Source organism: Alkalibacterium kapii, from assembly GCF_007988865.1.
GTDB classification, from domain to species: Bacteria; Bacillota; Bacilli; order Lactobacillales; family Carnobacteriaceae_A; genus Alkalibacterium; species Alkalibacterium kapii.
Genome location: NZ_BJUY01000012.1, coordinates 38283 through 49987 on the forward strand (window position 1 = coordinate 38283; position 11705 = coordinate 49987).

Consider the following 11705-nt stretch of genomic DNA (forward strand, 5'->3'; position numbering starts at 1 on the left):
CGGTAAAGGGTGAAAATGTATGAGAATTATATCAGGAGAATACGGAGGACGAAGACTTAAAACGATTCCCGGGAAAAATACACGTCCTACATCTGATAAAGTCAAAGAATCGTTGTTTCATATGATCGGTCCTTATTTTGATGGAAGGAACGTTTTAGACCTGTATTCCGGGAGTGGAGCACTCGGTATAGAAGCTGTTTCCAGAGGAATGGATCATGCATTCCTTATAGATTATAATTATCAGGCAATAAAAGTAATCAATGAAAATGTCAAAATAACGAAAAAACCTGAGAAATTCACGGTGTGGAAAGAAAAAGATATGCTGGCACTGGAGAGATTAAAGCAGCTGGATATATCTTTCGATCTTGTTTTCCTCGATCCACCTTATGACAAGCAAAAATTAAACGAAATATTGAAAAAACTTGTAGACTATAATTTGCTCAACGAGCAGTCAATAATAGTGTGTGAAACTGATAAAGACGTTGCTTTACCTGTAAAAGAGCAGTCTTTGATTTTCGTCAAAGAAAAAGTATATGCCTCCACACGACTTTCAATTTACAAAAAGGAGTCAAGCCAATGAGAAAGGCACTTTATGCCGGGAGTTTCGATCCTTTAACGTATGGTCATTTAGATGTTATTAAAAGAGCTGCAAGATTAGTAGATGAATTGATCATTGTAGTGAGTGCCAGTACGGCAAAAAAATACTTATTTTCTGCACAAGAGCGTCGTGAGATGGTCAAAGAGAGTTTAAATGTTAATAATGTGATGAATTGTCGAGTGATAGTTTATGATGGTTTGACTGTTGAAGTGGCTGAAGAAAATGACGCTGATATTTTGATTCGTGCAATCCGTTCAGTTAAAGATTTTGAATACGAACGGGATATTGCCAATCTAAATAAGACGCAAAATAAAAATATAGAAACGCTGTGTCTGTTTTCGGATCCAAAATATCAGCATATCAGCTCCACTATGGTTAAAGAAATTGCTTTTTATAAAGGTGATTTAAAGTCATTAGTCCCTCAAAACGTCGCGGCTGAGATAAAACGGATAATGAAATTAGGTGAACATAAAAGTGAATAAAAAACGGTTTATTTTGAAATCATTTTTAGTGGGATTAGTTGCCTATCTAGTATTCTTGCTGCCCATACCTTATTATATTGAACGTCCCGGAAGTGCAGTAGTAATCAATGATAAAGTCGAGGTCAGCGGACAGACTGATAAGTCTGGGAGTCCGTTCATGCTGACAACTGTTGAAATGTTTAAAGCAACGCCGTTCTCTTCACTTTTTCAGATCCTGCCCTATTATTCCATTGTAAGTGAATCTGAACTGTTAGGTGATTATGATGATTATGGCCAGTATCGTGAACTTCAGAATTACTATATGGATTATTCTATTGATACTGCTAAAGCTGCAGCTTTTAATGCGGCGGATTTACCCTACGATATTAACTATGAGGGTGTCTATGTCATGTCGGTCACACAGGAATCGGATTTTTATGGAAAATTGAAAATGGGCGATAGTATTACTCATATCAATGGGGAAGCATTTGAGAACACGGATGAATTTATTGACTATGTTAGCAATCAGTCTGTAGGTGATAATGTTACACTTACAGTTGTCAGGAATGATACGGTAGAAAAAATCAGCGGTGAACTCATCCGGGTCAAAGAAACCGGAAAACCTGGAATAGGGATCACTTTAGCTACTCAATCCTCTGTTACTACAACACCTGAGGTCTCAATAGATGCTGGACGTATCGGCGGACCTTCTGCAGGACTTATGTTTTCCCTGCAGATTTATAGAATGCTTGTTGAAGAAGAACTTGCTGATGATTTAATTGTTGCAGGGACAGGTACCATTGCTGAAAATGGTGAGGTCGGTCGTATCGGAGGCATTGATAAAAAAATTATTGCTGCAGATGAAGAAGGTGCCGATATATTTTTTGCGCCAGATGACGAAATCGATGACAAAGTATTGGAAGAATACCCTGAACTTGAATCGAACTACAAAACAGCTCTTGAAACCGCAGAAGATATCGAGACCGATATGCGGATCGTACCCGTTAAAAATATTGATGATGCGATAAACTATTTAGATGAGTTACAATAGTTGAATGAAAAAGGCAGGGAGCCGTTCCCTGTCTTTTTTTATGTTAATTCTCTCATAAACAGAACAATAAAAGTGATTTTTAATTTTTTTAGGTAATATAATAAGTAAGACATTGAGGGGAGGCCTGGGTAGAGAATGAGCCAATTCAAGTATTTAAAAAAAATAGTTACAGGAATATTGATTGCCGGACTTCTGATTGTTATTTATTTTATGATTTTCAAAGATTTTAATGATACAGATAGCAATGAAAACATAGTAACCCTGGAAAATTTGATCGAAGAGAATCCCCAAAACCTCACAGAAGAAAAAAGTGGGAGTGATGATAAAGAATTACGAATTGAAGAGGCAGCGGATGAAATTGTAGAAGTTGTCATAGATATAAAAGGTGCTGTGAAAACTCCAGGCGTTTTTTCATTGAAATCATCAGACAGGATAATCGATGCTGTTAATGCGGCAGGAGGTGTTTTAGAGAATGCTGATACAAAACATATAAACTTTGCTCAAATCCTGAACGATGAGATGTACATTTACATCCCGGAAAATGGCGAAAATATACCAGAAATCATAGAAACTGAGGAATCATTACAAGATAAAACATCGCTGGTCAACATCAATCAGGCTGATGAAACAGATTTCCTTGTTTTAGATGGGATAGGACCAAGTAAAGCAGCGGCAATAATAAATTATAGAGATGAACATGGTTTATTTAAAACAGTCGAAGATTTACTGAATGTAAGTGGGATAGGAAAAAAGACTTTTGATAGAATAAAAACAGCAGTAACGATCGATTGAAATTAAATAAATTCCATAGGATTTTATAAGAATGGTGGACTGCAATGTTTTGGATCAATAAGGAAAACAATAGAGATGATGGGGGTTATTTGAACAATTGGATAGTTGCAGTGAAATGAGTTCAAGGAAGCTGATTTTTTCAGCCATTGCGTTATTGACCTCTGTTGCTGGGATAGTTCATGGTTTTACTCCCATAGTGATCATCGCTTTGATATTTTCATGGTGGAGACTGCTCGTCCAAAAAGACTGTCGATTATTCTTCATATCCATTACTGCTATTCTGTTATTTGGAATAAGATATAATTATTTTCTGCAAAAAGATACAACCCTGGAATTGACAGAAGATGCAGAAATGATTTTAGCTGTCAAAGAAACGAGCTGGAAAGTGGATGGAAACAAACTGGAATTTGAGGGATCAGCAAATAACGATAAAACGAATGAAAAACTGATGATCAACTATTATATCAGCAGTGAAAAAGAAAAACAGCAGTTGATTGAACAGATACCTTTAACTGTCAAAGTCAAAGGTGCACTGACTACACCAGAACCTCCGTCTAATTTCAATCAGTTCAATTACCAGACGTATTTAAAAACTAAAAATATATTCTGTGTTTTAAAAGCTTCAGATCTGACTGTATTAAAAGATAACCTAAAAGAAAGACCACTGGGGTATGTGCTCGATTCTTTTAGACAGAAGCTATTATCCCATATCGATCAATTGATGAGTGCCCGACCGAGTGTGTACACTAAAACGCTCTTGTTTGCCGATAAACGTACATTTAAACATGAAGTTATCGATGCTTATAAAGAACTTGGAGTCATTCATTTACTGAGCATTTCAGGTCTTCATGTGTCCTTGCTTGTTAGCATCATCAAACGTTTGTTACTCAAAATGCAGGTCAGCAGAGAGTCGACTGCGACTTCTTTACTGCTTGGATTGCCGGTGTATGGAATAGTTACCGGATTTGGAATTAGTGTGTTGAGAGCTGTGGGGCAAATATGGCTGAAACTTTTTGGAGAGAAGTTTGCTTTTTCATTAACTACTTTAGACAGCTGGTCTTTGATGCTGATGATTACTCTTATCATCTCCCCGTACAGTATTTACACGATCAGCTTACAATTAAGTTATCTCATCAGTTTTGTCATTATTGTTTTATCCCGGCAGTCATACTTTCTACGTTTAACTAAAGTCAAAGCTTATATTGTGTTGAATATGTTGCTGCTTACCACCTCAATACCTGTATTGAGTTATCATTTCTATGAATTCTCATGGGGAGTCTTAGTGCTAAACAGTCTTTTCATACCTGTTGTATCCGGTTTACTGCTCCCGTTGCTATTGATCGCATTGTTATTATCATTTATTGTCCCCCGATCATTACTGTTCCAAATGGTTTTATATATAGCAGAACAACTGATTCGATTACTGGAAATGATTGCTGGGGAAGTTGCTTTTAAAATGAATTTTAATATTATCACAGGCAGACTTTCCCCGGGAATATACTTACTGCTTGTTGTGACTATAATGCTTTTATTTATCCTTATTGAAAAACGTTTAACAAAAAAATATTTTTATATTCTTTTTATCGTTTTTTTATTATGTGTATATTCTGTAAGATTTTCACCTGTGGGTCAAGTGCTGATGATCGATGTGGGTCAGGGAGAATCGATTCTGATAAAAAAACCCTGGGGGAAAGGGAACTATCTTATTGACACTGGGGGACAAATAAATTATCCAGTTGAAAAATGGGAAGAAAGAGAAAGTGAATTTGATGTAGGCAAAAACATCGTACTGCCAGTACTGAAATCTGAAGGAGTAAATAAACTTGAATCGATCATCATTTCTCACCCTGATATCGATCATTATGGAGGGCTTTTAGGCATAATAGGCCATCTACCAACGAAACAAGTGGTATCATCAAAAGTCACTTTCTGGCAAGAAAATTTTCAGGCAATGTTTCCTTCCATTGAAAGTTATGGCACAATAATAAAAGAAGTAACTGAGGGAAGCAACTTAAATCTTCCAGATAAGACGTTCGCTCTCCTGTCACAAAGAACAATAAATGATCTGTCGAAAAACGATAATTCACTCGCGTTATATGGTTTGATTGGTGGGAAGAGATGGCTTTTTACCGGCGACCTGGAGATTAGCGGTGAAAAATCCTTGCTTTTAAAATATCCCAATATAAAAGCCGACATTCTGAAAGTAGGTCACCATGGCAGCGACACATCAACCCATAATGTATTTTTAGACCAACTTGAGCCTGAAGCAGCACTGATTTCTTCAGGTACGGCTAATCGATATGGTCATCCTCATGATTCTGTTATCCAAAAACTCTCAGATCGGGGGATATCCACTTTTCGTACAGATATCAACGGGGCAATTAAATATAGATTTACTGATTGGCCATACGCCAAATATATAGACAGTTATCTGTTTTCTTTTGAGTATAATAGAAAACAGAGAGGAGAATAGAATGAAGAATGTATCAAAGCAAATCGATCAAATAAAAAATGGCGACATTGCACCTGTTTACGCCATCAATGGAACTGAAAGAATACTGGTAGATGAAGTCATTACTTCTTTAACTCAAGTCTTTAAAGACAGGAAAGAGGATGAAATGAATATGATTCATTTCGATCTTGAAGACTCCAGTATAGATGATGTTATTTATGAAGCCGAAAGTCTGCCATTTTTGGGAGAGCAGAAACTTATATTTGTGCATTCAAGTTATATATTTACTGGTAAAAAAGTTACCACTAAAATTAAGCACAACACGGCTTTACTGGAAAAATACTTGAATGATCCGTCGGCATTTACAGTACTGGTCTTTTTAGTTTCATACGATAAGCTGGATAAACGAAAAAAAATAACGAAAGTTTTATTGAAATCAGCAGAAGTCATAGATGTTTCACCTTCCTCTGAGAAAGATACTTCTGTTTATTTAAAGAATCATTTACAAAATAACGACTACAAGATGTCTAAGGAAACATTTCAACGACTATTAGAACTTACTGACAGGAATTTATCAAAAGCTAAAAATGAATTGGATAAACTGATGATCTATCATGCAGAGGATAAGACGATAACATTGGAATCTGTTGATAAATTAGTCTCTAAATCGTTGGAGCAGAATATCTTTGAATTAAACGAAAAAGTATTGAAAAAAAATATTAAACAGTCGATAGAACTTTATCAGGATCTCCTTCATCAAAAAGAAGATCCTATAAAGATGCTCGCACTGATGATCGGTCAGTTCAGATTACTTTTACAAGTTAAGATTTTGAAGAAAAAGGGGTACCAGCAAGCGGATATAGCGGGGATTTTGAAAATACATCCGTATCGTGTGAAACTGGCGCTGCAGACTGAGAGATTATTTAAACAAGAAACATTGTCGAATGCTCACAGGTATTTAATTAATGCTGATTATAAAATCAAGAGCGGGAAAGTGGATCCTAAACTCCAGATCGAACTGTTTATATGGAAATTTTCCTCAATGCCAGAGTAAACAGAGAATAAACAAAAGTTTTCATTGAAAATGCGACTGGTGTGGTGTAAAATGGTGAATGTTGAACTAATCAACTTAGAGTAGTTTCAAATCATACTGTTTAATCACAGTCATTATTTCATTTTAACTACGTGTTTATTAAATAAGGAGTGTTTTACAATGCCAAATATAGATCAAACAATTAAGCGTCAAAGACAAGATGAGAAAAAAAGAGAAAACAACCGCGGTCAATTGACATCAATGAGATCAGCTAAGAAAAAATTCTTGACAGCAGTGGATACCGATGCTGAAAACAAAAAAGAATTGTACGAAGATGCAGTAAAAGCAATCGATAAAGCTGTATCTAAAGGTTTGATCCACGAAAACAAAGCAGCACGTGACAAATCACGTTTAAGTAAAAAAATAGCAAAATAATTAGAATAAATGGAAAAGTATTCTCTAGAGACCTAAGTCTTTGAGAATACTTTTTTTATGATAAACTGATAGTGGTGAGTGATTAAGTGAGGAGTGTTAGAATAGTGGAACAGAAATTTGATCTAAAATCGCTGTATAAGCCAAGTGGGGATCAGCCAGAAGCAATCAAAGAACTGACGAAAGGCATACGCGAGGGGCAAAAAGAACAGGTCCTTCTTGGAGCCACAGGGACTGGTAAAACTTTTACGATGTCCAACGTTATTCAGCAAGTCAACAAACCAACACTTGTGATGGCGCATAACAAAACACTTGCAGGGCAACTGTATACAGAATTCAAAGAATTTTTTCCTGACAATGCAGTGGAATATTTTGTCAGCTATTATGACTACTATCAGCCAGAGGCCTATGTCCCATCAACAGATACTTTTATTGAAAAAGATGCCAGCATCAATGACGAAATCGATAAACTGAGGCATTCGGCAACAAGTGCTTTGCTTGAAAGACGAGATGTCATCGTTGTATCATCGGTCTCATGTATCTATGGATTAGTTAATCCAAAAGATTACGCGGAACATGTCTTGTCACTACGCTCAGGTATGGAGATCAGCAGAGAAGATTTACTGCGCCGACTAGTGGATATGCAATTCGAGAGAAATGATATCGATTTTCAGCGTGGACGCTTCAGAGTACGCGGTGACATCGTGGAAATATTCCTGGCTTCAAGGGAAAGTGAAGCGATCCGTGTTGAATTCTTCGGTGATGAAATCGACAGGATAAGAGAAGTGGATGTCTTAACAGGAGAAGTTAAAGCGGATCTGGCTCACGCTGCGATCTTCCCCGCGACTCACTTTGTGGCTAATGATGAGCAAACCCGATCTGCTATTGAATCGATCCAGGTGGAACTAAAAGCAAGGCTTGAAGAGTTGCACAAAGAAAACAAATTGCTGGAAGCTCAGCGGCTCGAGCAGCGTACCAATTACGACATTGAGATGATGATGGAGATGGGCTATTGTTCAGGCATCGAGAATTATTCACGGCATTTAGATGGACGTGCCCCAGGCGAAGCGCCTTATACATTACTTGACTTTTTCCCGGAGGATTCACTTTTCATTATTGATGAGTCTCATATGACGATGCCGCAGATCAGTGGGATGTATAAAGGTGACAGGGCGCGTAAAGAACGTCTGATCGAACATGGATTCAGATTACCCAGTGCACTTGACAATCGTCCCTTACGCTTAGAAGAATTTGAAGAACGGGTTCCTCAAATCACTTATATTTCAGCTACACCAGCTGAATATGAAACAAGCCGCTCGAGTCAGATCGTTGAACAAATCATCCGTCCGACGGGTTTATTAGATCCAATAGTGGAAGTCCGGCCTATCAAGGGACAGATAGACGATATTATTGAAGAGATAAATAAACGCATTGAAAAAAATGAGCGGGTATTTATTACAACATTGACCAAAAAGATGTCTGAGGATCTGACTGATTATCTAAAAGAAGTAGGGATCAAAGTCCAGTACCTGCACAGTGATGTTAAGACACTTGAACGGACACAGATCATCCGAGACCTTCGTGTGGGGAAATTTGACGTTTTAATCGGAATCAACTTGCTGCGTGAAGGTCTCGATGTGCCTGAAGTGTCACTGGTAACCATTCTGGATGCTGATAAAGAAGGCTTTCTCAGAAGTTCCCGTGCACTGATCCAAACCATGGGACGTGCGGCCCGGAATGAAAATGGGAAAGTGATTATGTACGCCGATCACATTACTGATTCTATGAGAAACGCGATCGATGAAACAGAAAGACGTCGAGCGATACAAGAAGCATACAATGAGGCGCATGGGATCACACCGACAACGATCAAGAAAGAAGTAAGAGATCTGATCAAAATATCAACAGCTGTTGACGAAGAGGAAAAGAACTTATCTGAAGAAACGATCAAAAAATTATCTCAAAGAGAACGAATGGAGCTTATTGAAACAATTGAACTTGAAATGAAAGAAGCTGCTAAAGATTTGAACTTTGAAAAAGCAGCAGATTTACGGGATGTAGTAATGGAGCTGAAAACAAAATATAAAAAATAAAAACGAACCAGAGTGTCTGTAACTTGGTAGTGATCCCTCTTGATTTTCAATCAATTATAGTGTAGTCTTTAGAGTGTGCAAACCGCACAGACCGTTACTTGGTTTGCCGCATCACCAGCGCTTACTCAGTAACAGGATTCATAACAAGGAAAGAGGTGGAAAAAATGGCAGTTTCAAAAGAAAGAAAAACTGAAATCATCAATGAATATGCCCGTCATGAAGGTGATACTGGTTCTCCTGAAGTACAAATCGCAGTTTTAACTGCTGAAATCAACGAATTGAATGAGCATGCTAAAACACATAAAAAAGATTTTCATTCAATGCGTGGATTGATGAAGAAAATTGGTCACCGTCGTAACTTGCTGGCTTATTTACGTAACAAAGATATCACACGTTACCGTGAATTGATCCAGAAATTAGGTTTACGTCGTTAATTATTAGTTTAAATGTGTCTGTATGCTTGATTATTCTAGACATATTTATTGATCACGATAAATACAAAAGCGGGATTCCCTGGAATCTCGCTTTATTTATAAAAAAGAACAGGATGCCTTTTTTACTAACCAAACGTGATGAGTCTGATAAGTCAGAAGAATGACGTTTGTTTAGTAGGTATGGCTTCCTGTGACATAAGGAGAGAAACGAATGACTGAAAAAAAAGTTTTCACAACTGAAATTGGTGGACGTAAATTGACAGTTGAAATTGGCAAGATGGCAAAACAGGCAAACGGCGCTGTACTGGTCCGCTATGAAGATACAGCAGTTCTGACTGCTGCTGTTGCAAGTAAAAAAGCAAGTACCCTGCCATTCTTCCCGTTGATGGTCAATTATGAAGAAAAAATGTATTCTGTAGGGAAAATCCCTGGAGGGTTCATTAAACGTGAAGGGAGACCTTCTGAAAATGCGACATTGACGGCTCGTCTTATCGATAGACCGATCCGCCCGATGTTTGCTGAAGGATTTCGAAATGAAGTGCAGGTTATGAACACGGTATTGTCTGTTGATCCTGACAATTCTCCTGAAATGACAGCAATGTTTGGATCTTCCCTGGCTCTATGTGTATCTGATATACCTTTCAACGGGCCAATTGCAGGAGTGAATGTTGGACGTATAGATGGTAAATTTATTATAAATCCAACTGAGGAAGAAATGAAAGAATCAGATATAGAGCTGACTGTTGCCGGAACTAAAGAAGCTATCAACATGGTTGAAAGTGGAGCAGATCAAGTTGCTGAAGAAGACATGCTTGAAGCTTTACTGTTTGGTCATGAAGCAATCAAAGATCTCGTTGCATTCCAGGAAGAAGTTATGAAAGCTGCTGGAAAAGAGAAAATGGATGTTACGTTACTTTTACCAGATCAAGAATTGAAAAACGAAATCGTCAGTCAGCATAATGATAAGATGAAAAAAGCAATTCAAACATTTGATAAGCAGGAACGTGCTGAAAGAACAGAAGAAGTTAAAAATGAAATCGTAGAATACTATGAAAGTGAATATATCGATGCACCAGATTATGAATCGATCATCAAAGATGTAAAAACGATCATTGACGGAATGGAAAAAGACGAAGTACGTCGTTTGATCACTGAAGAGAATACTCGGCCAGACGGACGTAAAGTGGATGAAATCAGATCACTCGATTCAGAAGTGACGCTTCTGCCTCGAGTTCACGGGTCAGGATTGTTTACGAGAGGACAGACTCAGGCACTGTCTGTGGCAACACTTGGTCCGCTTAATGAACATCAGCACATCGACGGATTAAGCAGCGAAGACAGTAAACGATTCATGCATCACTATAATTTCCCTAATTACTCGGTCGGTGAAACTGGACCGGTAAGAGGTCCGGGGCGTCGTGAGATCGGTCACGGAGCACTGGGGGAACGTGCCTTGCTGCCAATCATTCCTAATGAGGAAGACTTCCCATATACCATACGTCTGGTAGCAGAAGTATTGGAATCAAATGGTTCTTCATCTCAGGCAAGTATTTGTGCTGGGACCCTCGCTTTAATGGATGCAGGGGTGCCGATCAAAGCGCCGGTCGGTGGAATCGCTATGGGTCTGGTTATGGAAGATGACAACTATACTGTTCTAACAGACATTCAAGGACTGGAAGATCACTTGGGAGACATGGACTTTAAAGTAGCGGGTACCCGTCAAGGGATCACTGCTTTGCAAATGGACATCAAGATCGAAGGAATCACAAAAGAAATTCTTGAAGAAGCTCTTGTTCAAGCTAAAAAAGCCAGACATGAAATTCTCGATAATCTGGAAGCGACGATCGATCAGCCGCGTGCTGAATTAAGCCAATACGCACCTAAAATAGAATCGATCAAAATCAAGCCGGCTCAAATCAAAGTCGTTATCGGTAAAGGTGGAGAGACCATCAATAACATTATCGATGAAACAGGTGTTAAAATCGATATCGATGAAGAAGGCAATGTTTCTATCTATGGTCAGGATGCTGATGGTATCAAACGGGCAATTGAAATAATCGAAGAATTAACAGAAGAGGTCGAAGTAGGAAAAGTCTATACAGGAACCGTTAAACGTATTGAAAACTTTGGTGCTTTTGTTGAAATCATCAAGGGTACGGATGGGTTAGTACATGTATCTGAATTATCTGATAAATACATCAAAAATGTTTCAGATGTTATCTCTCTCGGTGATAAAATCGATGTCAAAGTAACTGAGATCGACAACCGTGGACGAGTTAACTTGTCACGTAAAGCTGTTTTGAAAGAAAAAGAAGAGCAGTAAAATAAAGATATAAAAAAGCATGTCTCACTTATTGAA

10 protein-coding genes are annotated in these 11705 nt (G+C 38.0%); all 10 read left to right on the top strand.

Annotated features, from left to right (window positions below; genetic code table 11):
* Positions 1-19: 19 nt before the first annotated feature.
* The 10 genes from rsmD (at position 20) to pnp (ending at position 11669) form a co-directional block, all read left to right on the top strand.
* Positions 20-580: a 16S rRNA (guanine(966)-N(2))-methyltransferase RsmD gene (gene rsmD, locus AKA01nite_RS05605; RefSeq protein ID WP_146924338.1), complete on the top strand. Its 561-nt coding sequence runs from the start codon at positions 20-22 to the stop codon at positions 578-580.
* Positions 577-1080 carry a pantetheine-phosphate adenylyltransferase gene (coaD, locus tag AKA01nite_RS05610; RefSeq protein WP_146924339.1) on the top strand — a complete coding sequence of 168 codons (504 nt, stop codon included), beginning with the start codon at positions 577-579 and terminating at the stop codon, positions 1078-1080. The genes rsmD and coaD overlap by 4 nt, the downstream gene beginning before the upstream one ends.
* Complete coding sequence (locus AKA01nite_RS05615) at positions 1073-2110, top strand: SepM family pheromone-processing serine protease (protein ID WP_146924340.1); 1038 nt, start codon at positions 1073-1075, stop codon at positions 2108-2110. The genes coaD and AKA01nite_RS05615 overlap by 8 nt, the downstream gene beginning before the upstream one ends.
* A gap of 135 nt (positions 2111-2245) precedes the next feature.
* Positions 2246-2902 (top strand): helix-hairpin-helix domain-containing protein, encoded by a 657-nt coding sequence (locus AKA01nite_RS05620; protein ID WP_146924341.1) that lies wholly within the window; start codon positions 2246-2248, stop codon positions 2900-2902.
* Between the two features lie 115 nt (positions 2903-3017).
* Complete coding sequence (locus tag AKA01nite_RS05625; protein WP_146924342.1) at positions 3018-5375, top strand: DNA internalization-related competence protein ComEC/Rec2; 2358 nt, start codon at positions 3018-3020, stop codon at positions 5373-5375.
* Position 5376: 1 nt separating this feature from the next.
* The gene (gene holA / locus AKA01nite_RS05630; RefSeq protein WP_146924343.1) at positions 5377-6408 is read left to right on the top strand and encodes a DNA polymerase III subunit delta; all 1032 of its coding nucleotides are present in this window, start codon (positions 5377-5379) and stop codon (positions 6406-6408) included.
* 159 nt (positions 6409-6567) lie between these two features.
* Positions 6568-6822, top strand: a complete 255-nt coding sequence (gene rpsT, locus AKA01nite_RS05635; RefSeq protein WP_146924344.1) for a 30S ribosomal protein S20 — start codon at positions 6568-6570, stop codon at positions 6820-6822.
* Between the two features lie 104 nt (positions 6823-6926).
* A complete protein-coding gene (uvrB, locus tag AKA01nite_RS05640; protein ID WP_186805113.1) occupies positions 6927-8912 on the top strand; it encodes an excinuclease ABC subunit UvrB in 1986 nt (661 codons plus the stop codon).
* A gap of 164 nt (positions 8913-9076) precedes the next feature.
* Entirely contained in the window at positions 9077-9346 is a 270-nt protein-coding gene (rpsO, locus tag AKA01nite_RS05645) for a 30S ribosomal protein S15 (protein ID WP_146924345.1), read from the top strand.
* 211 nt (positions 9347-9557) lie between these two features.
* A complete protein-coding gene (gene pnp, locus AKA01nite_RS05650; RefSeq protein ID WP_146924346.1) occupies positions 9558-11669 on the top strand; it encodes a polyribonucleotide nucleotidyltransferase in 2112 nt (703 codons plus the stop codon).
* Positions 11670-11705 lie beyond the last annotated feature (36 nt).

Coding starts and splice junctions, on each gene's coding strand:
- rsmD (WP_146924338.1), top strand. CDS start 20: ATGAGAATTATATCAGGAGAATACGGAGGACGAAGACTTAAAACGATT.
- coaD (WP_146924339.1), top strand. CDS start 577: ATGAGAAAGGCACTTTATGCCGGGAGTTTCGATCCTTTAACGTATGGT.
- AKA01nite_RS05620 (WP_146924341.1), top strand. CDS start 2,246: ATGAGCCAATTCAAGTATTTAAAAAAAATAGTTACAGGAATATTGATT.
- AKA01nite_RS05625 (WP_146924342.1), top strand. CDS start 3,018: ATGAGTTCAAGGAAGCTGATTTTTTCAGCCATTGCGTTATTGACCTCT.
- holA (WP_146924343.1), top strand. CDS start 5,377: ATGAAGAATGTATCAAAGCAAATCGATCAAATAAAAAATGGCGACATT.
- rpsT (WP_146924344.1), top strand. CDS start 6,568: ATGCCAAATATAGATCAAACAATTAAGCGTCAAAGACAAGATGAGAAA.
- rpsO (WP_146924345.1), top strand. CDS start 9,077: ATGGCAGTTTCAAAAGAAAGAAAAACTGAAATCATCAATGAATATGCC.
- pnp (WP_146924346.1), top strand. CDS start 9,558: ATGACTGAAAAAAAAGTTTTCACAACTGAAATTGGTGGACGTAAATTG.